Origin of the sequence: Mycolicibacterium chlorophenolicum (assembly GCF_001044235.1) — a bacterium.
In the GTDB taxonomy this organism is placed as follows: domain Bacteria; phylum Actinomycetota; class Actinomycetes; order Mycobacteriales; family Mycobacteriaceae; genus Mycobacterium; species Mycobacterium chlorophenolicum.
In genome coordinates this window covers 174847-198692 of record NZ_JYNL01000069.1, presented here as the reverse complement: position 1 = coordinate 198692, position 23846 = coordinate 174847, and the positions used below count along the sequence as shown (strand labels likewise).

23 protein-coding genes are annotated in these 23846 nt (G+C 70.9%); 18 read left to right on the top strand and 5 right to left on the bottom strand.

The annotated features are described in order from the left end of the window. Nucleotides 1-19 precede the first annotated feature (19 nt). Nucleotides 20-1072, top strand: a complete 1053-nt coding sequence (locus tag MCHLDSM_RS30685; protein WP_234714247.1) for a hypothetical protein — start codon at nt 20-22, stop codon at nt 1070-1072. A gap of 13 nt (nt 1073-1085) precedes the next feature. Here the strand turns inward: MCHLDSM_RS30685 and MCHLDSM_RS30680 are convergent, their stop codons facing one another. Next, nucleotides 1086-2495 (bottom strand): PucR family transcriptional regulator, encoded by a 1410-nt coding sequence (locus tag MCHLDSM_RS30680; protein ID WP_048473556.1) that lies wholly within the window; start codon nt 2493-2495, stop codon nt 1086-1088. Nucleotides 2496-2664: 169 nt separating this feature from the next. Here MCHLDSM_RS30680 and MCHLDSM_RS30675 point away from each other — a divergent pair, with 169 nt between their 5' ends. From MCHLDSM_RS30675 to MCHLDSM_RS30655, 5 genes are read left to right on the top strand one after another with little or no spacing between them, the layout of a single operon-like run. Next, on the top strand, nt 2665-4143 hold the full coding sequence (locus MCHLDSM_RS30675) for an amino acid permease (protein WP_048474105.1): 1479 nt from the start codon (nt 2665-2667) through the stop codon (nt 4141-4143). After that, nucleotides 4140-4835, top strand: coding sequence for an SDR family NAD(P)-dependent oxidoreductase (locus tag MCHLDSM_RS30670; protein WP_048473555.1), 696 nt, complete (start codon nt 4140-4142; stop codon nt 4833-4835). Before MCHLDSM_RS30675 ends, MCHLDSM_RS30670 begins: the two co-directional genes overlap by 4 nt. Beyond that, the gene (locus MCHLDSM_RS30665) at nt 4832-5596 is read left to right on the top strand and encodes an SDR family NAD(P)-dependent oxidoreductase (RefSeq protein WP_048473554.1); all 765 of its coding nucleotides are present in this window, start codon (nt 4832-4834) and stop codon (nt 5594-5596) included. The genes MCHLDSM_RS30670 and MCHLDSM_RS30665 overlap by 4 nt, the downstream gene beginning before the upstream one ends. A 14-nt stretch (nt 5597-5610) precedes the next feature. After that, the gene (speB, locus tag MCHLDSM_RS30660; protein WP_048474104.1) at nt 5611-6579 is read left to right on the top strand and encodes an agmatinase; all 969 of its coding nucleotides are present in this window, start codon (nt 5611-5613) and stop codon (nt 6577-6579) included. Next, a complete protein-coding gene (locus MCHLDSM_RS30655) occupies nt 6576-7442 on the top strand; it encodes a polysaccharide deacetylase family protein (protein ID WP_048473553.1) in 867 nt (288 codons plus the stop codon). Before speB ends, MCHLDSM_RS30655 begins: the two co-directional genes overlap by 4 nt. A 7-nt stretch (nt 7443-7449) precedes the next feature. Here MCHLDSM_RS30655 and MCHLDSM_RS30650 read toward each other — a convergent pair whose 3' ends face one another. Together MCHLDSM_RS30650 and MCHLDSM_RS37480 are read right to left on the bottom strand one after the other, a co-directional pair. Continuing rightward, entirely contained in the window at nt 7450-7716 is a 267-nt protein-coding gene (locus MCHLDSM_RS30650) for a hypothetical protein (RefSeq protein ID WP_048473552.1), read from the bottom strand. Between the two features lie 68 nt (nt 7717-7784). Continuing rightward, nucleotides 7785-7949: a hypothetical protein gene (locus MCHLDSM_RS37480; protein ID WP_109788987.1), complete on the bottom strand. Its 165-nt coding sequence runs from the start codon at nt 7947-7949 to the stop codon at nt 7785-7787. A gap of 56 nt (nt 7950-8005) precedes the next feature. Between MCHLDSM_RS37480 and typA the strand changes: the two genes are divergently transcribed. Continuing rightward, complete coding sequence (typA, locus tag MCHLDSM_RS30645) at nt 8006-9910, top strand: translational GTPase TypA (RefSeq protein ID WP_060937576.1); 1905 nt, start codon at nt 8006-8008, stop codon at nt 9908-9910. 94 nt (nt 9911-10004) lie between these two features. After that, the gene (locus MCHLDSM_RS30640; RefSeq protein ID WP_048474103.1) at nt 10005-11834 is read left to right on the top strand and encodes an ABC transporter family substrate-binding protein; all 1830 of its coding nucleotides are present in this window, start codon (nt 10005-10007) and stop codon (nt 11832-11834) included. Here the strand turns inward: MCHLDSM_RS30640 and MCHLDSM_RS30635 are convergent. Beyond that, nucleotides 11818-13059, bottom strand: coding sequence for a chloride channel protein (locus MCHLDSM_RS30635; RefSeq protein ID WP_048473550.1), 1242 nt, complete (start codon nt 13057-13059; stop codon nt 11818-11820). The two genes, MCHLDSM_RS30640 and MCHLDSM_RS30635, sit on opposite strands and share 17 nt — an antisense overlap. Nucleotides 13060-13086: 27 nt before the next feature. On the opposite strand from MCHLDSM_RS30635, the gene mshB reads away from it, so the two are divergent. The 6 genes from mshB to MCHLDSM_RS35205 all read left to right on the top strand — a co-directional run bounded on the left by mshB (nt 13087) and on the right by MCHLDSM_RS35205 (nt 19144). After that, complete coding sequence (gene mshB / locus MCHLDSM_RS30630; RefSeq protein WP_048473549.1) at nt 13087-13941, top strand: N-acetyl-1-D-myo-inositol-2-amino-2-deoxy-alpha-D-glucopyranoside deacetylase; 855 nt, start codon at nt 13087-13089, stop codon at nt 13939-13941. Nucleotides 13942-14059: 118 nt separating this feature from the next. Then, nucleotides 14060-14530 carry a hypothetical protein gene (locus MCHLDSM_RS30625; protein ID WP_082169146.1) on the top strand — a complete coding sequence of 157 codons (471 nt, stop codon included), beginning with the start codon at nt 14060-14062 and terminating at the stop codon, nt 14528-14530. 85 nt (nt 14531-14615) lie between these two features. Next, nucleotides 14616-17195: a bifunctional FO biosynthesis protein CofGH gene (locus MCHLDSM_RS30620; RefSeq protein WP_048473548.1), complete on the top strand. Its 2580-nt coding sequence runs from the start codon at nt 14616-14618 to the stop codon at nt 17193-17195. Nucleotides 17196-17252: 57 nt separating this feature from the next. Next, nucleotides 17253-18176: a fumarylacetoacetate hydrolase family protein gene (locus tag MCHLDSM_RS30615; RefSeq protein ID WP_048473547.1), complete on the top strand. Its 924-nt coding sequence runs from the start codon at nt 17253-17255 to the stop codon at nt 18174-18176. Continuing rightward, the gene (locus MCHLDSM_RS30610; protein ID WP_048473546.1) at nt 18173-18631 is read left to right on the top strand and encodes a DUF2231 domain-containing protein; all 459 of its coding nucleotides are present in this window, start codon (nt 18173-18175) and stop codon (nt 18629-18631) included. The genes MCHLDSM_RS30615 and MCHLDSM_RS30610 overlap by 4 nt, the downstream gene beginning before the upstream one ends. 93 nt (nt 18632-18724) lie before the next feature. Beyond that, nucleotides 18725-19144, top strand: a complete 420-nt coding sequence (locus tag MCHLDSM_RS35205; protein WP_053083135.1) for a CsbD family protein — start codon at nt 18725-18727, stop codon at nt 19142-19144. 42 nt (nt 19145-19186) lie between these two features. On the opposite strand, the gene MCHLDSM_RS30600 is transcribed toward MCHLDSM_RS35205, so the two are convergent. Next, on the bottom strand, nt 19187-19741 hold the full coding sequence (locus MCHLDSM_RS30600; protein WP_048474100.1) for a YceI family protein: 555 nt from the start codon (nt 19739-19741) through the stop codon (nt 19187-19189). A 125-nt stretch (nt 19742-19866) separates the two neighbouring features. Here MCHLDSM_RS30600 and MCHLDSM_RS30595 point away from each other — a divergent pair, with 125 nt between their 5' ends. From MCHLDSM_RS30595 to dapC, 4 genes are all read left to right on the top strand, one after another. Continuing rightward, on the top strand, nt 19867-20493 hold the full coding sequence (locus tag MCHLDSM_RS30595) for a TetR/AcrR family transcriptional regulator (RefSeq protein ID WP_048473545.1): 627 nt from the start codon (nt 19867-19869) through the stop codon (nt 20491-20493). Nucleotides 20494-20567: 74 nt separating this feature from the next. After that, the gene (locus MCHLDSM_RS30590) at nt 20568-22121 is read left to right on the top strand and encodes an MFS transporter (protein ID WP_234714246.1); all 1554 of its coding nucleotides are present in this window, start codon (nt 20568-20570) and stop codon (nt 22119-22121) included. A gap of 215 nt (nt 22122-22336) precedes the next feature. Further along, complete coding sequence (gene fdxA / locus MCHLDSM_RS30585) at nt 22337-22660, top strand: ferredoxin (RefSeq protein ID WP_043411558.1); 324 nt, start codon at nt 22337-22339, stop codon at nt 22658-22660. Nucleotides 22661-22713: 53 nt separating this feature from the next. Then, entirely contained in the window at nt 22714-23784 is a 1071-nt protein-coding gene (dapC, locus tag MCHLDSM_RS30580) for a succinyldiaminopimelate transaminase (protein ID WP_048473544.1), read from the top strand. Nucleotides 23785-23846 lie beyond the last annotated feature (62 nt).

Genomic DNA, 23846 nt, shown 5'->3' with positions numbered 1-23846 from the left:
CACACTAGTGTCCCGATCCATGCGGGTGCTGAGGTTCATCTGGGGAGGTGTGCTGGCCTTCGACCGCGTCGGGTCGCGGATCCCGCAACTGATCCAGATGTGGCTGCTGGAGCTGTTCTTCGCGATGCCGCTGACGTTCTTCGTCGCCAAGCTCATCGACATTCACGGCGCGTTCGGCGTCCCCGGCACCGGGGAGGCGATACCCGCGGTGTTCTGGGGCGCGCTCGCGGTGTCCCTGGTGGCCGGATTCTTCTTCGTGCGCAACCTGATCCGCCCCCGGGTGGTCGCCGGTTCGTGGACGCCGCCGGTGCGCGCCGATGTCGGGGACTACACCGTCGCGGTCGGCAACCCGCAGTGGACCGCGCACTACGTCTACCTGACCAGCCACCCGTCCTATGCGCTGCTGCTGTTGCTGACGGCGCCGATCCCCGCGGTGATGGTGCTCGCCACCCAGAACCACGGCGACAGCACGTTCTACTTCCGGGTGGCCGGCTTCGTCGGTCTCATCGTGCTGGCGCTGATGGCGATCGCGCGGCTGCTGGCCTGGTACGTCTTCCGGTTCGGGCGCAGCGCACTCGACCGGCAGATCGCCGCCGCCGGGATGTCGCAGCAGCGGCTCTCGTGGGAGATCGCCTGGAAGCCGGTGCTGATGCTCACGGTGGTGATGTACGCGATCGTCGGGATCCCCTGGGATTCATGTTCGCTCAGCAGCACCGCACCATCGCCGCCCTGCCCGTCGTGCGGGTCGCCGACGCCGCGCACCCCGGCGAATACCGGCGGGTGGAGGGTGAGCTCGCGTCCGAACCGGTGTACTGGGCGCCCCGCGGTACCGGGCGTGGCGGCAACAACTTTGCGGGAGCCGTTGTGCTGGTTGATCTTTCGTCGGGCGGTCAGGCGCTGCTGCTGGCCGAGTCGATGTCGGTGCCCGACTTCGTCGGTGCGATGGCCGACGCGCACGGCAGTACCGTGCACACCCAGGGCAAGGTCATCGACGAGATCACCGAGGACCAGGTCGAGTACTACGGTTTCGACGTCGACGCCTTCCCCCCACCCCCGACTGACGGCCGGGTGATGGTGCTGCTGTCCTACCCCTGATCGCGGCTGACGCCACCGGTCGAGCGGTCGTGCGCGCGCAGCCCGATCGCGAAGGCGGTCTGGTCGTCGAAGCTCAGCGGGTCCCGTCCGGTGATCTCGTGGATCCGGCCCAGCCGGTGGCGCACGGTGTTGGTGTGCAGGAACAACTCGCGGGCGGTCTCCGACAGTGACCCGTTGGCGGCCAGGAACGCCCGCAGGGTGCGGACGTGCTGGGTGCCGCGGTCCCGGTCGAGCCGCTCGAGCGGCTCGATCAGCTGGGCGACGAACGGCGTCAGCTGCGCGCCGGGCAGCTGCTCGATCAGGCTGTCGAGCGTGCTGAGCTGGTCCGGACCGATGCTGCCGCCGTGCTGGTGGGCCAGACTCAGTGCGATCCGGGCCTGGGTGATCGCGGGGCCCAGCTCGGTGATCGGCACCTCGGCGGAGTGCCCGGAGGGCAGCGACAGCGTCTCGGCGGCGGGGTCCACCGGCCCGGTCTCGGTGAGCACGAGACACACATCGGGGGCGTCGCCGACCAGCGCACCGGGGAACGCGAGGGACAGCAGCGCGCCGGCGCCGCCGGGCCAGGCCGAGCACCGCACCGTCGCCGACGGCGCGGGCGGCCAGCCCACCAGCTGGTGCAGCGCGTCGGGAAGGAGCATCCGGCGTTCCACGAGGGACAGCAGCTGACCCACCCGCTCCCGCGTGAGTGCGGCCTCGATGTCGTGCTCGACCTGGGCGGCCTGCACGAAACGTCCGATCAACTCCAGCAGCGCAGGGTCGGGCCGGGCGCCGCGACCGATCCACACCAGCGTGCCCAGCTCGGGAATCGGCACCGTCGCCTCGGCGGTGTCGTCAGCGGTCGGCGGCCGTGTCTCGTGCTCGTCGAGAATGAAGTAGCAGTCCATCATCTCGCCGGCCCGGTCGAGCAACCGGCGTACCGACTCGCGTCGGCGCAACGCCGAGATCATCTCCGGCACAAGGGTATTGGTCGCACGCGCGACGGCGATCTCGGTGCCGAGCCGGTAGTCGGCGACGAACCGGCTCACCGTCTCGAACGGCACGCTCTGCGGCGCCACCAGCACCGGCAGGCCGTGCGCGCGGCAGCGGGACAGCAGCTCCGCGGGGACGTCGTCGTGACCGTCGCCGGTGCCGAAACACACGCCCGCGGCGCGGGAGCGGGCCAGGGCATCGGCGAACGTCCGGCAGTCCTGCGGGGTCTGCAGCAGCAGGCCGACAGTGCAGACCAGCTCGCCCCCGCGCAGATAGCGCGCCGGATCCCGCAGTTCGGTGGTGTGCACCCAGCTGATCGGCCGATCGAGGTCCTGCGCGGCGCCCGGCGGCTCGATCAGGCCCAACGGGGCACCGGCCAGCAGGTCGCGCACGGTCGGCGCGGCCGCGCCGACGTCCCGCGGGTCGGTCATGGGGCCGAGCGTAACGCCGTCGTCACATCGACGCCGCGCTCCATTGTGCGATCCTCCAATGCGCGACCCCCCGGCCGGTGCGATCGCAGCGATTTCGACACAGGCGCTGGTGATCATGCGGATGCGGATCGATAGTTGCACCCAACCTGCACCGGAATTGGGAGCACACATGTCGTCATCGGTAGACAGCGTCGACTCGCCGTACGCACTGCGGCGAGAGTTCTCGCTCTGGTCGGCGTTCGCGTTCGCGTTCGCCTTCATCTCCCCGATCGTCGCCCTCTACGGCATCTTCGGGCTGGCGCTGACCGCGGCCGGCCCGAGCTTCTGGTGGGGCTTCCTCCTCGTCTTCGGCGGCCAGCTACTGGTGGCGTTCGTGTTCGCCACCCTGGTGTCGCGCTGGCCGCTGGAGGGGTCGATCTACCAGTGGTCGCGTCGGTTGATGGGCACCGGATACGGCTGGTTCGCCGGCTGGTTCTACATGTGGACGCTGGTGATCGCGATGGCCACGGTCGCGCTGGGCGCGGCCGGGTTCATCGCCAACATCGCCGGTGTCGAGGCGCCCTCGGGCGGTCTGCGCGCGGGCATCGCGGTGGTGATCCTGTTGTGCGGCACCGGGATCAACCTGATCGGCCGGGGCGCGCTGAAGGTGTTCATGACGGCCAGCATCGTCGCCGAGGTGCTCGGCTCGATCGGGCTGGGCACCTGGCTGCTGCTGTTCCACCGCAACAACTCGCTGTCGGTGCTGTTCGACGGCGGCGGCGACGGGGCCGGCACGTGGTCCTACCTGTCGGGGCCCTTCCTGATCGCCGTGGCCTTCATCGGGTTCTCGTTCGTCGGATTCGAGAGTGCCGGCGCGATCGCCGAGGAGGTGCACGAGCCGCGCCGCGATCTACCCAAGGCCGTGCTGTTCTCGCTGACCTTCATCGCGATCGTGGTCGCGTACTCGAGCCTGGCGATCATCCTGGCCATCCCCGACATGGCCGCGGTCACGGCCGGATCGGTGGCCGACCCGGTCTACGACACCCTGACCGCGGCCCTGGGCGCCGGCATCGCCAAGCCGGTCGAGGTGCTGTTCGTGGTCGGCTTCCTCGCCAGCTTCCTGGCGCTGCAGACCGCGGCCTCCCGGGTCATCTGGGCGTACGCCCGCGACGGTGCGCTGCCCGCGTCCGGTGTGCTGGCGCGGCTGGGCGGAACCAGCCGGATGCCGGTGGCCGCCATCGGGGTGACGACGGTGGTGGGCGGTGCGCTGTTCGCGCTGTCGATCGTCGCCGGCGACATCTACTCCCTGATGGTCAACTTCACCACCGGCGGCTTCTATCTGGCGTTCCTGTTCCCGCTGATCGGGTTCCTCGTCGTCCAGCTCCGCCGCACCTGGACCGCGCCGTCCTTCTCCCTCGGCCGTCTCGCGCTGCCGGTCGGCGCTGTCGCGGTGGTGTGGGCGGTGCTGCAGATGCTCAACATCTCCTGGCCGCGCGCGGTATACGAGCAGCGGTACCTCGACTGGTCGGTGTGGATCGGGGTGGCGGTGCTGGCGCTGCTCGGTGCGGCGATCTTCGCGGCCGTCCGGTCCCGCATCGTCGCGGTCAGCGTCATCGAAGAGGCCGAAGCGGCGGACGAAGCCGCCGACGAGACGCGGCGGTACACGTGAGCGAGCGCCCGGCGGCGATCGTGACGGGTGCGGCCAGCGGCATCGGCGCCGCCGTCGTCGACGCGCTGCGTGGCCGCGGATTCGCCGTCGCCGGAATCGATCTCGTCGAGGCGGGCGGAGTCGACCACGCGGTGCGCGCCGACGTCTCCGAGCCCGCGCAGGTCGCGTCGGCGGTCGACGACGTGCGCGGACGGCTCGGACCGGTGCACGCGGCCGTCAGCGTCGCGGGCCACTACGAGATGGCGCCGGTCGACCAGATCAGCGTGACCGCGTGGCGACGCATGCTGCGGGTGCACCTGGGCGGCTTCGTCAACCTCGCGCGCGCCTGCCTGCCCGACCTGACGGCGCACCGCGGCGCGCTGGTGGCCATCGCGAGCGAGCTCGCCGTCGGCGGAGGCGATCACGACGCGCACTACGCCGCGGCCAAGGGCGCCCTGCTGGGCGCGGTGCGCAGCCTGGCCGCGGAGGTCGCCCCGGTGGGCGTGCGGGTGAACGCCGTCGCCCCCGGACCCACCGACACGCCCCTGCTGGCGGCCGACTCTCCCTGGCGCGCCAGCGAATACCTGGACACCCTGCCGCTGCGTCGGCTCGCCCTGCCGCATGAGGTGGCCCGCTGCGTCGAGTACCTGGTGTGCGACGCCGGCTTCAGCGTCGGGGACGTGGTCAACGTCAACTCCGGAGCGGTGATATGACGACGTCACTGACGGGCCGCGTCGCCCTGGTCACCGGCGCCGCGCAGGGGATGGGCGTCGCACACGCCCGGCGGTTGGCCGCCGCGGGCGCCACCGTCGCGGTCAACGACCTTCGCGAGAGCGCCGCCCTGACCGAATTGGCCGACAGCATCGGGGGATTCGCGGTTCCCGGCGACGTCTCCGATCCGGCCGAATGCGTGCGGATCGCCGACACCGTCGCCGACACCGCCGGCCGGCTGGACGTGCTGGTCGCCAACCACGCGTACATGACGATGGCGCCGCTGCTCGAGCACGACGACGCCGACTGGTGGACCGTGGTCGACACCAACCTCGGCGGCACCTTCTTCCTGGTGCAGGCGGTGCTGCCGCACATGCGGCGCCAGGGGGAGGGTCGCATCGTGGTGATCGCCAGCGAATGGGGAGTCACCGGCTGGCCCGAGGCGACGGCCTACGCCGCGTCCAAGGCGGGGTTGATCTCGCTGGTGAAGACGCTCGGCCGCGAACTGGCGCCGGAGCGCATCATCGTCAACGCCGTCGCGCCCGGCGTCACCGACACCCCGCAACTGGAGGTGGACGCCGCCGCGGCGGGCGTCGACCTGGCCACCGTGCACGCCCGGTATGCCGAATCGATTCCGTTGGGCCGCATCGGATCCGCCGCCGAGATCGCGGCCGCCGTGGAACTGCTCGCCGACTTCGAGGTGTCGGCCGTGGTGGGACAGGTGCTGTCCTGCAACGGCGGGTCCACCCGGTCGCGGGTGTGAAAGGAGAGCACGTCATGCAGCAGGGATCCCATGTGCGCACCGCGAGCGGCACGCTGGGGCAGGTCGATGCCCAGCAGGTGCCCCGTTACGCGGGACTGGGCACGTTCGCGCGGCTTCCGCAGCGTCACGAGGTCGAGCGCTACGACATCGCGGTGGTGGGCGTTCCGTTCGACAGCGGCGTGACCTACCGACCCGGGGCACGCTTCGGTCCGGCCGCGATCCGGCAGGCCTCGCGGCTGCTCAAGCCCTACCACCCGGCACTCGACGCCACACCGTTCACCGCGGCGCAGGTGGTCGACGCCGGCGACATCGCGGCCAACCCGTTCGACATCTCCGCCGCGGTCGACCAGATCCGCGACGGCGTGGCGGCGTTGCTGACCGAGGACGGCCACCGGGTGGTGCTCCTCGGTGGCGACCACACGATCGCGCTGCCGTCGCTACAGGCGCTGCACGCCGTGCATGGTCCGCTCGCGCTGGTGCACTTCGACGCGCACCTCGACACGTGGGACACGTATTTCGGGGCACCGTGCACGCACGGCACGCCGTTCCGGCGCGCCGCCGAGCAGGGGCTGCTGGTGAAGGACCGGTCGGCGCACGTCGGGATCCGGGGGTCGCTGTACGACCGCGCCGATCTGCTCGACGACGCCGAGCTCGGGTTCACCGTGGTGCACTGCCGCGACATCGACCGCATCGGCGTGGACGGCACGATCGAGCGGATCCTGGAGCGGGTGGGCGATCATCCGGTGTACGTGTCCATCGACATCGACGTCCTCGATCCCGCGTTCGCGCCCGGCACCGGCACCCCGGAGATCGGCGGGATGACCAGCCGCGAGCTGGTCGCCGTGCTGCGTGCGATGCGGGAGCTGCCGATCGTCGGCGCCGACGTCGTCGAGGTCTCGCCGGCCTACGATCATGCCGAGGTGACCGCCGTCGCGGCGGCGAACCTCGCCTACGAACTGATCACCCTGATGGCGGGCCGATGACCGAATTCGCCTGGCCGCGCGGCAAGGTCGCGGCGGCGGCGTTCACGTTCGACGTGGACGCCGAGTCGGCGGTGTTGTGGGACGCCTCGGGCGACTGGGAGTCGGTGGGCGCCCGGATGAGCGTGATGAGCCATCAGGCCTACGGCCCGCTCGTCGGCCTGCCTCGCATCCTGGGCCTGCTCGAGCGGCACCAGATCGCGTCGACGTTCTTCGTGCCCGGCCACACCGCCGACCGTTACCCCGAGGCGATCCGCGCCGTCGTGGCGGCCGGCCACGAGATCGCCCACCACGGCTATCTGCACGAGCAGCCCACCCGCCTGTCGCTGGAGGGTGAGATCGACGCGCTGGACCGGGGATTGGCGGCGCTGGCCGATGTCGCCGGGGTGCGGCCGGTGGGCTATCGGGCGCCGATGTGGGACCTGTCCTGGCGCACGCCCGCGCTGCTGGTGGAACGCGGCTTCCTCTACGACTCCAGCCTGATGGACGCCGACCATCCCTACGAGCTCGCCGTCGGTGACGACCACCTCGTCGAGATCCCGATCCAGTGGGCGCTCGACGACTGGGAGCAGTACTGCTTCCTGCCCGACGTCTCGGGCAGCGGGCTCATCGAATCACCGCGCAAGGCACGGGAACTGTGGCAGCTCGAGTTCGACGCCCTGCGCGGGGTCGGCGGCTGCTGGGTGCTGACCAACCATCCCTTCCTGACCGGAAGGCCCTCGCGCGCAGCCGAACTCGACGACCTCATCGGCTACGTGGCCGGTCACGACGACGTGTGGACCACCAGCCTCGGCGAGATCGCGACGCACGTGCGCTCGCTGGGGCTGGCGCCGCGCAGCATCAGCCCGCCCGACGTCCCGCGGTGAGGCCGCTCTAGAACCGCAGTCGGTCGTCGAGCACGTGCACCGGGGCGTCGCGGTGGCGCGCCGCATAGATCGGGTGCAGCAGGCTCGGATGCTCGCAGTGGGGGCAGGACACCCTCGGGTCTCGCCGGGAGTTGAACGCGAGGTGATGACAGGCCGAGCACCGCACCACGTACAGCGCGCCGATCCAGTTCAGCAGACCCAGATAGATCGCGAGCGCGGCCAGCGTGGCCAGCGCCGTGATGAGGGCAACGGTCAGTACCTCGTAAACCGTCATATCGGCCTACCTTCTCGATGTAACTGCCTGACGGATTCCTCCACGGTACGCCGCTGACCAGGCGCGGATCAGGCCTTTCGCGCTCTCTTGAAGACCTTCTCCAGGTCCTTGCCGCGGATGCCGTTGTGCTCGGCCCTGCTGACCTTGTGCAGCACCACGGGGCACCGCTTGCAGCGGGGTTTACTGCGGCAGCACTTCTTCTTCGGGGTGAGCTCGGTGAGCTTGCGGGCCACGTGACGGGTGTCTCTCGTTTTCGCGATCGGTGCACGGCACTGCGACAATCACGGGCGTGACTGCACGCCCCGATTTCCGCAACGTCGCCATTGTGGCCCACGTCGACCACGGCAAGACCACGCTGGTCGACGCGATGCTGCGCCAGTCCGGGGCGCTGACCCACCGCGGTGACGACGCGATCGAACGGCTCATGGACTCCGGTGACCTGGAAAAAGAAAAGGGCATCACCATCCTGGCCAAGAACACCGCGGTGCACCGGCACCACCCCGACGGCGGCATGACCGTGATCAACGTCATCGACACCCCGGGCCACGCCGACTTCGGCGGCGAGGTCGAGCGGGGCCTGTCGATGGTCGACGGCGTGCTGCTGCTGGTCGACGCCTCCGAGGGTCCGCTGCCGCAGACCCGGTTCGTGCTGCGCAAGGCGCTGGCCGCGCACCTGCCGGTGATCGTGGTGGTCAACAAGACCGACCGGCCCGACGCCCGCATCGCCGAGGTCGTCGAGGAGAGCCACGACCTGCTGCTCGACGTCGCCTCCGACCTCGACGAAGAGGCGCAGGCGGCGGCCGAGAAGGCGCTCGACCTGCCCACGCTGTACGCGTCGGGGCGCGCCGGCATCGCCAGCACCACCCAGCCCGCCAACGGCGAGAACCCCGACGGGGAGAACCTCGACCCGCTGTTCGATGTGCTGCTCGAGCACATCCCGCCGCCGCAGGGCGACCCCGAGGCGCCGCTGCAGGCGCTCGTCACCAACCTCGACGCGTCGGCGTTCCTGGGCCGGCTCGCGCTGATCCGCATCTACAAGGGCCGCATCCGCAAGGGCCAGCAGGTCGCGTGGATGCGCGAGGTCGACGGCCACCCCGTCATCACGACCGCGAAGATCACCGAGCTGCTGGTCACCGAGGGTGTGGAGCGCACCGCCACCCAGGAGGCCGTCGCCGGTGACATCGTCGCGGTCGCCGGGATCCCGGAGATCATGATCGGCGACACCCTGGCCGACCCTGACCACGCGCACGCGCTGCCCCGCATCACCGTCGACGAACCGGCGATCTCGGTGACCATCGGCACCAACACCTCCCCGATCGCGGGCAAGGTGTCCGGGCACAAGCTCACCGCACGCATGGTGAAGAGCCGGCTGGACGCCGAACTCGTCGGCAACGTGTCGATCAAGGTCGTCGACATCGGCCGCCCGGACGCCTGGGAGGTGCAGGGCCGCGGCGAGCTGGCGCTCGCGGTGCTCGTCGAGCAGATGCGCCGCGAAGGCTTCGAGCTGACCGTCGGCAAGCCGCAAGTGGTCACCCGCACCATCGACGGGAAGCTGCACGAGCCGTTCGAGGCGATGACGATCGACTGCCCGGAGGAGTTCGTCGGCGCCATCACCCAGCTGATGGCCGCCCGCAAGGGCCGCATGGAAGAGATGACCAACCACGCCGCCGGCTGGGTCCGGATGGACTTCATCGTGCCCAGCCGTGGCCTGATCGGGTTCCGCACCGACTTCCTGACGCTGACCCGCGGCACCGGCATCGCCAACGCGGTGTTCGACGGCTACCGGCCGTGGGCGGGGGAGATCCGCGCCCGCCACAGCGGCTCGTTGGTGTCCGACCGCAGCGGTCAGATCACCCCGTTCGCGATGATCCAGCTCGCCGACCGCGGGCAGTTCTTCGTCGAGCCCGGCCAGGAGACCTACGAGGGCCAGGTCGTCGGGATCAACCCGCGCGCCGAGGACCTCGACATCAACATCACCCGCGAGAAGAAGCTCACCAACATGCGGTCGTCCACGGCCGACGTGATGGAGACGCTGGCCCGTCCGCTGGAACTCGACCTCGAGAAGGCGATGGAGTTCTGCGCCGAGGACGAGTGCGTGGAGGTCACCCCGGAGATCGTGCGCGTGCGCAAGGTGGAGCTGACGGCGTCGCTGCGGGCGCGGGCCAAGGCGCGGGCCAAGCAGGCCAATTCGTAGCCGGCCGTCGGCACGCGGCGGCCGCCGATCCGGCGGTCGATACGCTGGCAGCGTGCCGACCGCCCGCCGTGTGCTGACCTGCGCGGTCGCGGTGATGGCGCTCCTGGCGGGCTGCACGGTGAGTCCACCGCCCGCGCCGCAGAGCACCGACACCACCGAATCCACCGCTCCGCCGCCGACGAAGGCGACGCAGATCATCATGGCGATCGACTCGATCGGTCCGGGCTTCAACGCCCACCTGCTCTCCGACCAGTCGCCGGTCAACGCCGCGATCAGCTCGCTGGTGCTGCCGAGCTCGTTCCGGCCGATCCCGGATTCCCGCACCCCGACCGGGTCGCGCTGGGAGCTGGACACCTCACTGCTGGAATCCGCCGAGGTCACCAGCCAGGACCCGTTCACCGTCACCTACAAGATCCGCCCCGAGGCGCAGTGGACGGACAACGCGCCCATCGGCGCCGACGACTTCTGGTACCTGTGGCGGCAGATGGTCAGCCAGCCCGGCGCCGTGGACCCGGCCGGCTACGACCTGATCACCGGGGTGCAGTCGGTGGAGGGCGGCAAGACCGCAGTGGTCACCTTCGCCCAGCCGTACCCGGCCTGGCGCGAGCTGTTCAACGACATCCTTCCGGCGCACATCGTCAAGGACGTGCCCGGTGGGTTCCCCGCCGGCCTGGCGCAGGCGTTGCCGGTGACCGGTGGTCAGTTCCGGGTGGAGAGCATCGACCCGCAGCGCGACGAGATCCTGCTGGCCCGCAACGACCGTTACTGGGGCAAGCCGGCCACCCCGGATCTCATCCTGTTCCGGCGCGGCGGCGCCCCGGCCGCGCTGGCCGACTCGATCCGCAACGGCGACACTCAGGTCGCCCAGGTGCACGGCGGTTCGGCGGTGTTCGCGCAGCTGTCCGCGATCCCCGACGTCCGCACGGCGCGCATCGTGACCCCGCGCGTCATGCAGCTGTCGCTGCGCGCCCAGCAGCCCGCGCTGACCGATGTCCAGGTGCGCAAGGCGGTTCTCGGTCTGCTCGACGTCGACCTGCTGGCCGCGGTCGGTGCCGGCGACGACAACACCGTGACGCTGGCGCAGGCGCAGGTGCGTTCCCCGTCCGACCCGGGCTACGTGCCGACGGCGCCGGCGGCGATGACGCGCGAGGAGGCGATGGCGCTACTGGGCGCCGCGGGTTACCGGGTGGACCCCGCGCCCACCTCCACCCCCGGCCAGCAGTCACCCGGATCGACCCCGCCGGAGAGCAACCGCGGTCAGCTGACCAAGGACGGTGAGCCGCTGACGCTGGTGCTCGGGGTGGCCAACAACGATCCGACCGCGGTCGCGGTGGCCAACACCGCCGCCGACCAACTGCGCAGTGTCGGCATCGCGGCGTCGGTGTCGGCCCTGGACCCGGTGGCGCTCTACGGCGACGCGCTGGTCAACAACCGCGTCGACGCGGTGGTCGGGTGGCACCAGGCCGGGGGCGATCTGGCGACCGCGCTGGCGTCGCGCTACGGCTGCCCCGCCCTGGAGGCGACCGCCATCCCCACCGCGACGGCGCTGCCGTCCACCGGTGACAGCCCCACCCCGTCGCCGTCCCCGACGCCGGCCCGGCCGTCGACCCCGGCGACGACGCCGACGTCCGCGCCGCCGGCGCCGGAATCCGGTCAGCTCGTCCAGGCGCCCAGCAACATCACCGGAATCTGCGACCGCGCGATCCAGCCGCGCATCGACGCGGCGCTGCAGGGCACCGCCGACATCGGCGAAGTGATCGACGAGGTCGAGCCGCGACTGTGGGACATGGCCACGGTGCTGCCGATCCTGCAGGACACCACGATCGTCGCCGCCGGACCGAGCGTGCAGGGCGTCAGCCTGACCGGGGCGGTGCCGGTCGGGATCGTCGGCGACGCCGGGCAGTGGGTCAAGCTGCCGCAGTAGCGGACCGTCGGCGCCGCCGCCGCAGCGCCGCCAGGCCGGCGGAGGTGAACGCCGCGAGCGCGAACACCGCCAGCAGCCAGACCGGCGGGCGCGCCAGCTCCCAGACGAACAGCGTCGCGAACAGCGGCGAGCGCTGGGTGATCGCCAGCACGCCCGCCGCGCACGTCAGCGACACCGCCGCCACCGGCAGCGCGGTTCCCGCCCCCGCGTTGAGCGCGAGCGCCACCAGCGAGCCCGCCGCCGCACCGGTCGCCAGCGCCGGGGTGAGCATCCCGCCCACCGCGCCCGCCCGCAGGAACAGCGCCGTCAGCACCGGCTTGAGCACCAGGATGGCGGCCGCCGCGGTGAGCGTGAGCCCGCTGTTGACGCTGACCTCGAGCACGCTGCGGCCGTTGCCCGGGAGCTCGGGCAGCCAGATCGAACACACGCCGGTGAGCAGTCCGGCCGCCGCGATCGCCGGAATCAGCGCGGCCGACCGCGGCGCGGTCGCCGGCCGCGCCGCGGTGGTCAGGCGGTCGAACGCCAGCCCGACCGCGACCGCGAGCGGCGCCAGCGCCAGCGCGAGGAACCCGAATAGGTAGGACAGGTCTGCGTCCGGCCACACCAGCGGGTGTTCGAGGTGGGTGACCGGCGCGGCCACGGCGACGGCCAGGCTCGAGGTGATCAGGGCCGTTCCCCAGGCCCGCGGATGCCATGTGCCGAGCAGGATCCGCGTCGCGAACAGCGCGCCGCCCAGCGGCACGCTGTACACCGCACCCAGTCCCGCGCCCGCCGCGCAGGCCAGCAGGATCTCGCGGTCGCGCGCGGTGAGCGCCCACCGCGACGTGCCGAGGTCACCCCAGGCCACGGCGAGCTGCCGCGGTGCGCCCTCGCGGCCGAGCGACGCCCCGGATCCGACGAGCAGCACCTGCAGTCCCGCGTCGACGGTCAGGCCGAGCCGGCGCACCGGCCGCTCGCCGGCCAGCACTGCGGACATCCCCTGGACCGGGCGCCGGCGTCGCAGCAGCCACCACCCGAAGCCCGCCAGCGCGCCGCCGACCATCGGGCCGAGCGCGCGGCGCAGGTCGCCGCTGTTCTCCACGCCGGTGAGCAGCGTGCCGAACGTGTACCGGTAGGTGAGGTGCTCGACGGCGTGCAGCAGCAGTGTCGTCGCTGCGCCTGCCACACCGGCGAGCAGACCGATGAGCACGACGGCGCACCCGTACTCGACAGCGCGGCGGCTCACCAGGGGAATCTAAGGCAAGCTGAGCGCATGGAGACGCCGCGGCTTCTTTTCGTGCACGCCCACCCCGACGACGAGACCCTGACCACCGGCGCGACCATCGCCCACTACTGCGCGCGCGGCGCGCAGGTGCAGGTGCTGACCTGCACGCTCGGCGAGGAGGGCGAGGTCATCGGCGAGCAGTGGGCGCAGCTGTCCGTGGACGGCGCCGATCAGCTCGGCGGCTACCGGATCGGGGAGCTGACCGCCGCGCTGGCCGCGCTCGGGGTGGACCGGCCCCGCTTCCTCGGCGGCGCCGGCCGGTGGCGGGATTCCGGCATGGAGGGAACCACGCCGCGGCATCGGCAGCGGTTCGTCGACGGGGACGTCGAGGAGCAGACCGCTGCGCTCGCCGCCGTCGTCGACGAGCTGCGCCCGCACGTCGTCGTCACCTACGACCCGCAGGGCGGGTACGGCCACCCCGACCACATCCACGCCCACCGGGTCACGATGGCCGGCGTCGCCGCGTCGCGGTGGCGGGTGCCGAAGGTGTACTGGACGGTGATGTCGCAGACCGCCCTGACCGCGGGACTGGCGGCGCTGACGAACGTGCCCGACGGGTGGATCACCGTCGACGCCGACGTCCTGCCGATCATCGGCTACGCCGACGACGCGATCGACGCGGCGCTCGACGTCGCCGCGCACGTGCCCGCGAAGCTGGCGGCGCTGCGGGCGCACGCGACGCAGGTGCAGGTGTCGCCGGACGGTACGGCGATGGCGCTGTCCAACGGCGTCGCGTTGCCGGTGCCGTTGGTGGAGCATTACACCCTGGTCGAGGGCGTTGCGGGGGAGCGCGACGACCGGGGCTGGGAAACCGATCTGCTGGCCGGGCTGAGCCTGGGGTGAGGGCGGGGCCGACGGGGTACAGTGCCCTCAACTGCACGGCGCGCGCGGAAGGCATGCACATGGATCCGGATCTCGATCCCAACCTGCAGCACTGGCAGGACCGCCTGGACAACTTCCAGTGGGTCGTCGGTTCCCTGGTGTCCGTGCTCGACAGCATTCCGACCTGACGGCGCCGACCGCGCCGGGGCCCGATCGGCTCCGGCTCCTCGTCCTGGGTGTGCTCGCGCTCGACGGTGTCCTCTCCGCGCTGATGGCCGTGTTCTTCCTGCCGCTGCGCATCGGCGGCGTCCCCGTTCCGATCAGTGCGGTGCTCAGCGGTGCGCTGAACGTCGGGCTGGTGTGGGTGGCGCTGCAGTGGACCACGTCGCCGCGGCTGGCGGCGCTGCCGTTGTGGACCTGGCTGGCGACGGTGCTGCTGTGCACCTTCGGCGGTCCCGGCGACGACATCGTGTTCGGCGGTTCCGGACTGATGGAGTACGCGTCGGTGCTGCTCATCGCCGTCGGTGCGCTGCCGGCGGGCTGGCTGCTGAGCCGGCGGCGGGTCGCGGCCCCCAGCACCGGGGCGGGCGCCCGGACGCGCGCTCGTTGACTACTGTGGCCGGTATGCCAGGCGCCTGGATTCGTCGAATGTGTGACGCGCGGAAGATCCGCGGCCATGCCGGGGTTATGAGGAAGTGGCTCTGAACCCCCAGCGCGGCACCGACCTGCCCAGCCCCAGCGTCCCCCCTGTCTCGAGCGCGCCGTCCGCGGCCGCGCTGCGGAGGGTGTTGCGCCGCGCGCGTGACGGCGTGGCGCTCAACGTCGACGAGGCCGCGATCGCCTTGACGGCGCGCGGCGACGACCTGGCCGACCTGTGCGCAAGCGCGGCGCGGGTACGCGACGCCGGCCTCGAGGCCGCCGGCCGGCGCGGCGCCACCGGCAAGCTGCCGGTCAGTTATTCGCGCAAGGTCTTCATCCCGGTGACGCACCTGTGCCGCGACACCTGCCACTACTGCACATTCGTCACGGTGCCGGGTCGGCTGCGGGCCGCGGGCAAGGGCGTGTTCATGGAGCCCGACGAGATCCTGGAGGTCGCCCGCCGCGGCGCCGAATTGGGCTGCAAGGAAGCGTTGTTCACGCTGGGAGACCGGCCGGAGGCGCGCTGGCCGGAGGCCAAGCAGTGGCTCGACGAGCGCGGCTACGACTCGACGCTGGACTACGTGCGGGCCATGGCGATCCGGGTGCTCGAGGAGACCGGGCTGCTGCCGCATCTGAACCCCGGGGTGATGAGCTGGTCGGAGCTGTCCCGGCTCAAGCCCGTCGCGCCGTCGATGGGCATGATGCTCGAGACGACGTCGCGCCGCCTGTTCGAGACCCGCGGGGAGGCGCACTACGGCAGCCCCGACAAGGACCCCGAGGTGCGGCTGCGCACGCTGGCCGACGCCGGCCGGCTGTCCATCCCGTTCACCACCGGGCTGCTCGTCGGCATCGGTGAGACGCTCGCCGAACGCGCCGACACGATCCACGCGATCCGGCGCTCGCACAAGGAATTCGGTCACGTACAGGAAGTGATCGTGCAGAACTTCCGCGCCAAGGACCACACCGCGATGGCCTCGGTGCCCGACGCCGGGATCGACGACTTCCTGGCCACCCTGGCCGTCACACGCTTGGTGATGGGGCCGAAGATGCGCATCCAGGCCCCGCCGAATCTGGTGTCGCGGCAGGAGTGCCTCGCGCTGATCGGCGCGGGCGTCGACGACTGGGGCGGGGTGTCACCGCTGACGCCCGACCACGTGAACCCGGAGCGGCCGTGGCCGGCGCTCGACGAGCTGGCCGCGGTGACCGCCGAGGCGGGATACGACCTGGTGCAGCGGCTCACCGCGCAGCCGCAGTACGTGCAGGCCGGCGCCGCGTGGATCGACCCGCGGGTGCAGGGGCACGTCAACGCGCTGGCCGACCCCGACACGGGCTACGCGCTCGACGTCAATCCGGTCGGGCGGCCGTGGCAGGAGCCCGACGAGGCCGCCGAGTCGCTGGGCCGCACCGACCTGCACACCGCGATCGACTCGCAAGGGCGGCTGACCGAGACGCGCAGCGATCTGGGCAGCGCGTTCGGGGACTGGGAGTCGATCCGGGAGAAGGTCAGCGAGCTGGCCGCCCGTGCCCCCGAACGCCTGGACACCGATGTGCTGGCCGCGCTGCGCTCGGCCGAGCGCGATCCCGCCGGCTGCACCGACGACGAGTACCTGGCCCTGGCCACCGCCGACGGTCCCGCGCTGGAAGCGGTTGCCGCGCTGGCTGATTCGTTGCGTCGGGACACCGTCGGCGACGATGTGACGTTCGTCGTCAACCGCAACATCAACTTCACCAACATCTGCTACACGGGCTGCCGGTTCTGCGCGTTCGCGCAGCGCAAAGGCGACGCCGACGCGTACTCGCTGTCCACCGACGAGGTCGCCGCCCGGGCGTGGGAGGCGCACGTCGCCGGTGCCACCGAGGTGTGCATGCAGGGTGGCATCGACCCGGAACTGCCCGTGACGGGCTATGCCGACCTGGTGCGCGCGGTCAAGAAGCGGGTGCCCTCGATGCACGTGCACGCGTTCTCTCCGATGGAGATCGCCAACGGGGCGACCAAGAGCGGCATGAGCATCCGCGAGTGGCTGACCGCGCTGCGGGAGGCCGGACTGGACACCATCCCGGGGACCGCGGCGGAGATCCTCGACGACGAGGTGCGCTGGGTGCTGACCAAGGGCAAGCTGCCGACCTCGCTGTGGATCGACGTGATCACCACCGCGCACGAGGTGGGGCTGCGATCGAGCTCGACGATGATGTACGGGCACGTCGACCAGCCCCGGCACTGGGTGGGGCATCTGCGGGTACTGCGCGGAATCCAGGACCGCACAGGCGGATTCACCGAATTCGTGCCGCTGCCGTTCGTGCACCAGTCCTCGCCGCTCTACCTGGCGGGCGGGGCGCGGCCGGGGCCGACGCATCGCGACAACCGCGCGGTGCACGCGCTGGCGCGGATCATGTTGCACGGCAGGATCTCCAACATCCAGACCAGCTGGGTGAAGCTCGGTGTCGAACGCACCCAGGTGATGCTCACCGGTGGCGCCAACGATCTGGGCGGCACGCTGATGGAGGAGACGATCTCGCGGATGGCGGGCTCGGAGAACGGCAGCGCCAAGACCGTCGCCGAACTGGTCGCGATCGCCGAGGGCATCGGCCGTCCGGCACGGCAGCGCTCGACGGACTACAGGCCGCTGGCCGCGTAACTTTTCCCGCGCCTGTCGTGGCGCCGATTCACAGCTGCGACTGGTATCACAGTCACTGTGAAGCTGCGGCGCGTGTTCACCGGCGACCGGCTCGATCTGCAGTCGCTCGACGCCGACGGTGCGTGGCACGCCACGCCGGACGATGCGGCGCTGGGCGGTCGGGTGTTCGACGCGGACTGGGAGCTCGCGTGCGCGCAGCGCCATCACCAGGCGTCGGGCAATGTCCTGCCTTTTGCGCCCGCGTCGTTCCGCGACTTCATGCTCTACGAGCGGCACGCGATCGACGCGGCCCGCGGTCTGGTGCGCCGGTTCCATCCGGGTCAGTCGCGCGCCACCGGTGTCGTCGAGAAGCTGACCCGCACACCGTTCCCGCTGTTCAGACCCAAGCCGCTGTTCTACCGGCAACCCATCTACTACATGTCCAATCATCTGAGCTTCGTGCCCAGCGGTACCCCGGTGGCGGTTCCGTCTTACTCGCGCGCACTGGATTTCGAGCTCGAGGTGGGGTTCGTGCTGCGCGCGCCGCTGCTCGACGCCGGACCCGCGGAGGCGCTCGACGCGATCGGGGCCTTCGTCGTGGTGAACGATTTCAGCGCCCGCGACGTACAACGAAGCGAGATGGCAACGGGACTGGGGCCGCAGAAGGCCAAACACTTCGCCTCGTCGATGTCGGTGCTGGCCGTGACCGCCGACGAGATCCTGCCGCACATCGACGAGCTGACGGGATCGGTCACCGTGAACGGCACGACGGTGGCCACGGTGTTCAGTCGCGGCATGCAGTGGACGTTGGGCGAGGTGCTCGCGCACGCATCCCGGGACGAAAGACTCTATCCCGGTGAATTGTTCGCCATGGGAACCTTGCCCGGTGGAAGCGGCATGGAGACGGGCCACTGGCTGCGCCCCGGCGATCGACTGACGTTGGCCATCGACCAGATCGGCGAGATCAGCCATTCCATCGTGAGTTCTGAGGAGACCCCATGACCACTCTTGCCGGCCTGCCCGCGCACGCTCTGCTCGTCCACGGCGTCGTCGTGCTGGCGCCGCTGACGGCGATCCTGGCCATCCTGTGCGCGGTCTGGCCCGCAGCGCGGCAGCGCTTCGTCTGGCTGGTGGTGGCGCTGGCGGCGATCAATCTGGCGCTGACACCGCTGACCACCTCGGCCGGTCAGTGGCTGTACAACCAGGAAAGTGAGCACCGGCCGATCCTGGAGAAGCACGAGGAGCTCGGCGAGACGATGATCTACTACTCCGTCGCCCTGCTCGTGGTCGCCCTCGCGATCGCGGTGTTGCACGTGCTGGCCCATCGCACGGACAAGACGCGGACCGTGGCCACCGTCGTCGTCGCCGTGGCGGCTGTCCTGGTGGGAGCGTCGGCGATCGTCGGTGTCGTCGGCATCGGACATTCGGGCGCCGAAGCCAAGTGGGGCGCCGAATAGGCCCTGTGGCGGACGTCACCGGCCCTGCGCCGTTCGGTTTGCCGCCTGCCCGCCGTCTCAAGGGCAGTAACGGAAATCGAAGGAGTGGCAATCATGGGAGATCTGTCCGACAAGGCTCAGGAATTCGCCGGTCGCGCAAAGGAAGCCGCCGGTGACGTCACCGGTGATGACACCCTGCGCGCCGAGGGCGCCGCGGACAAGACCGAGGCCGAGGTGAAGCAGAACGTCGACGACGTGAAGCAGGCCGTCACCGAAAAGGCCTCCGACATCGCCGATTCCGCGCAGGACAAGGCGGTCGAGGTGAAGCACGCGGTCACCGAAACGGCCTCCGACTCGAGGTTCGTCGCCGTACTGGCCGTGGTCGGCGCCGCCCTCGTCGCGGCGCTGCTGCTGCGGCGGCGGAGTCGGACTGCGTCCTCGGGGTCCTCACGGTCCTCGGGCAAGCGACACAAGGGCCGCGCGGTCGCGACGAAGGCCGTGACCGCCGGACTGAAGGAAGCCATCGTTCGGTGACCGACTCGGGCCGCATCACCGATGCGGCCCGAGTGCAGGGCCTCAGGCTTGCTTGAGGGCCTCGATCTCGAGGGTGATCGTCACCTTGTCGCCGACGACGGCCCCGCCGGTCTCCAGCGGCATGTCGATGTCGATCCCGAAGTCCTTGCGGTTGAGCACCACCGAGGCCTCGAAGCCGGCGACCTCGCCGTGGCCCATGCCGGGGTTGACGCCGTTGAACTCCAGTGTCAGCGAGATCGGCTTGGTGACGCCCTTGAGCGTGAAGTCACCGTCGAGGACGTAGTGGTCACCGTCGGCGCGCACCGCCGTCGAGGCGAAGGTCGCGACGGGATGGTTCTCGACGTCGAAGAAATCAGCGGCCCGCAGGTGCGCGTCGCGCTGCTCGTTGCGGGTGTTGACGGAGTCGACGGCGATCTCGGCGGTCACCGACGGGGTGCCGTCCTCGGCGACGGTGATGGCGCCGCTGAACGTGTCGAATTCGCCGCGGACCTTGCTGACCATCAGGTGGCGTACCGAGAAGCCGACCGATGAGTGGACGGGATCGATCGCCCAGGTGCCGGTGGGCAGGGCGGTGGCGACGGAAACGGGGCTGGTCATGGGTGTTCCTTCCGGGAGCGCGTCGGCCGATCCGACGATCACGCCCGGATAAACGGACCGCAGTCCGAATTCATTCCCGGCGACGTCGCCGCGTTGTGGACGGCGTCGATGTAAGACTTGTCAACATGGCGGCCACGTCGTACCACCACGGCAACCTCAGGCAGACGCTGCTCGACCACGGCGTCGCGCTGGCCCGTGCCGGCGGCCCCGACGCGGTGGTGCTGCGCGACGTCCAGCGCCTGGCCGGGGTCAGCAACTCGGCCGCCTACCGGCACTATGCCGACCGCCGTGCCCTGCTGGGCGCGGTACAGATCCACGCGATGGGACAACTGGGGGAGGCCATGCGCGAGGCGGTGGCGGCTGTGCCCAACCGAGGGCCGCGCGACCGCCGGGCACTGGCCCGACTCAGGGCGACAGGCCGCGCGTACGTCGACTTCGCGCTCGCCGAGCCCGGATTGTTCCGCACCGCGTTCGCCAAGGACGGACCCGACCGCGCCGACGAGGACGTCGACCCGTCGCGGCATCCGTTCCAGATCCTGACCGGCTGCATCGACGACCTCGTGGAGGTCGGGGTGCTGTCCGCGGACCGGCGCGCCGGTTTCGACGAGGCGGCGTGGGCCGCGGTGCACGGTCTGGCGGAGCTCTTCCTCGACGGGCCGCTGAGCCATGCCGGCGCCGAGGAGAAGCGGTTGATCAGCGAGCGGCTTCTCCAGGTCGTCGAGGACGGACTGCGGTCGGCGCCGCGCGCCTGACTTCTATGTTGACAGCGTTAACTCAGCCTGCCATGCTCACAGGTGTTAACACTGTCAACATCAAGGTGGCCGCCATGTCGCTGACCGCAGTCCCGCCCCGGCACCGCATGGCCGCGCCGTCGAAACCGATTGCCGCACTGGTCGTCACGCTGGTGGCCGCGCTGGCCATCAACGTGGAGACGACGATCGTCAACGTCGCTCTGCCGACCCTGAATTCGGAACTGGGCGCGTCGACCCGCGGGCTGCAGTGGATCGTCGACGCCTACAACCTGGCCTTCGCCGCGCTCGTGCTCGCGGGCGGCACCGTCGGCGACAAACTCGGTCGGCGACGCACGCTGATCGCCGGTCTGCTGCTGTTCGCCGCGGCGAGCGTCGGTGCGGCACTCTGCACGACGACCGACGCGCTGATCCTGATGCGGGTGGTGATGGGCGTGGCCTCGGCGCTGATCTATCCGACCACGCTGGCGATCATCACCGACACGTTCCGCGACCCGCGTCGGCGCGCCGCAGCCATCGGGGCGTGGGGGGCGGTGACGGGCCTCGGGGTCGCCATCGGCCCGATCCTCGGCGGAGCGCTGCTCGAAAGCTTCTGGTGGGGAAGCCTTTTCCTGGCGCTGGCGCCCATCGCGCTGCTCGCCGCGCTCGCTGCTCCGTGGGCGATCCGCGCGGCGGCGCCGGCCGACCGGACCCGGATGGACCTCGGCGGGGTGGCGGTGTCGGTGATCCTGCTCGGCGCGCTCGTCTACACGATCATCGAGGCACCCGCCCGCGGATGGGGCAGCGCCGCAACGCTCGGGGGCTTCGCCGTCGCGCTCTGCGCCGGGCTGGTGTTCGTCGGATGGGAACGCCGCCGGCCGGATCCACTGATCGACGTGTCGCTGTTCGCCAACCTGAGGTTCAGTGCCGCCAGCGGTGCGGTCACCGTGGCGTTCTTCGCGCTGTTCGGATTCATCTTCCTGATCACCCAGTTCATGCAGTTGCTCCAAGGGTTCAGCCCCCTGGGTACGGGCCTGCGCATCCTGCCCGTCGCGTGCTCGATCGCGATCGGCTCGGTGCTCGGCACCCAGCTCGCGGTCACCCGGGTCGGCACGAAAGTGGTTGTCGCAGTGGGCTTGTTGATGATGGCGGCGTCGTTCGCGTGGATCTCCACGATCGACCTCAGCGTCTCCTACCTCGAGATGGCGGCGCAGATGGTGCTACTCGGGGGCGGGCTGGGACTGACCTCCGCGCCGGCGACCGACTCGATCATGGGGGTGGTGCGGCCCGAGCAGGCCGGCGCGGGCTCGGCCGTCAACGACGCCACCCGCCAGGTCGGCGGAACCCTCGGGGTCGCGGTGATCGGCAGCATCTTCGCCACGCTCTACACCGGCGGCCTCGGCGACACCCCGGCCGTCGCTCTGCTGCCGCCGGCGCTGCGCAGTCTGGTCGGCGAAGGGCTGGCACAGGGTCTGGGCGTCGCGGCGCAGGCGCCCGAACCTGTCGCGACGGCCCTGCGCGCCGGTGTCACCGACGCGTTCCTGTCCGGTCTCGGGGCGGGCTGCCTGACCGCGGCCGCCGTGTGTCTGGCCGGTGCGGTGTTCGTCGCGGCGTTCCTGCCCGCCCACCCGCGGGCCGAGCTTTCGGCATGACGCACAGGCGTGTGGTGCTAGGCGTCCAGTAAATGAGACGTTTAGTATCTGTAACCACGCGCAACCCCTAACCCGGTTGCGCGTACGAGTTAGGGCACACTGACACGCGCGTCCAACAAACGGCAGGGATACTTGCCACAACGGTCGCGCCCATCAGTGCGCTTGCCGGGACAGCCCCACCGGACAGGTAGTTCGAGAGGACTTAGGAGAAGTTCGTGACGTACACGATTGCCGAGCCCTGCGTCGACGTCAAAGACAAGGCATGTATCGAGGAGTGCCCGGTCGACTGCATCTACGAGGGCGCACGCATGCTGTACATCCACCCGGACGAGTGCGTCGACTGCGGCGCCTGCGAGCCGGTGTGCCCTGTCGAGGCCATCTACTACGAAGACGATGTGCCGGACCAGTGGAGCAGCTACACCCAGATCAACGCGGATTTCTTCAGCGAACTCGGCTCGCCCGGCGGCGCGTCGAAGGTCGGCCAGACCGACAACGACCCGCAGGCGGTCAAGGACCTGCCCCCGCAGGGTGAAGACTGAGCACGATCCCACGGCCTAAGGCGCGCCGGCCACTGCGGTCGGCGGCGCTGCCGGTGTTCCCCTGGGACACCCTCGCCGACGTCACGGCGACCGCCCGCGCACACCCCGACGGCATCGTCGACCTGTCGGTCGGCACGCCGGTCGACCCGGTCGCGCCGGTGATCCGGGAGGCCCTGGCCGCCGCCAGTGCCGCGCCCGGCTATCCGACCACCGCGGGCACCGCCGCGCTGCGCGAGGCCGCGGTCGCCGCGCTGGCCCGCCGGTACGGCATCACCGGTCTCGCGCCTGACGCGGTGCTGCCGGTGATCGGCACCAAGGAACTGATCGCGTGGCTGCCCACGCTGCTCGGCCTCGGCGCCGCGGACACGGTCGTCGTCCCCGAGCTCGCCTATCCCACCTACGAGGTGGGTGCGCTGCTCGCCGGTGCCGCCGTCGTGCGCGCCGATTCGCTGACCCAGCTCGGGCCGTCGGTGCCCGCGCTGGTGTACCTGAACTCGCCGAGCAACCCGACCGGCAAAGTGCTCGGCGTCGAGCACCTGCGCAAGGTGGTCGGCTGGGCCCGGGAGCGCGGCGTGCTCGTCGCCTCCGACGAGTGCTACCTGGGGCTGGGCTGGGACACCGCGCCGCTGTCGGTGCTCCACCCCGACGTCTGCGACGGTGACCACACCGGTCTGCTGGCGCTGCACTCGCTGTCGAAGACGTCGTCGCTGGCCGGCTACCGGGCCGGGTTCGTCGCCGGGGACTCGGCGGTGGTCGCCGAGCTGCTCGCGGTGCGCAAACACGCCGGCATGATGGTGCCCACTCCGGTGCAGGCCGCGATGGTGGCCGCCCTCGACGACGACGGGCACGAACGTGAGCAGCGCGCCCGCTATGCGCGCCGCCGCGAGCAGCTGTTGCCTGCGCTGCGCGCGGCGGGTTTCACCGTGGACCACTCCGAGGCCGGGCTGTACCTGTGGGCCACCCGCGGCGAGCCCTGCCGCGACACCCTCGCCTGGCTCGCCGAGCGCGGCATCCTCGTCGCGCCGGGGGAGTTCTACGGCCCCCGCGGTGCGCAGCACGTCCGGGTCGCGTTGACCGCCACCGACGAGCGCATCGCCGCCGCGGCGGCCCGCCTGACCTCCTAGCGCGAACAGACGCAAACTCCGGCAGACAGCGCCGCGATCACGCGAGTTTGCGTCTGCTCGCG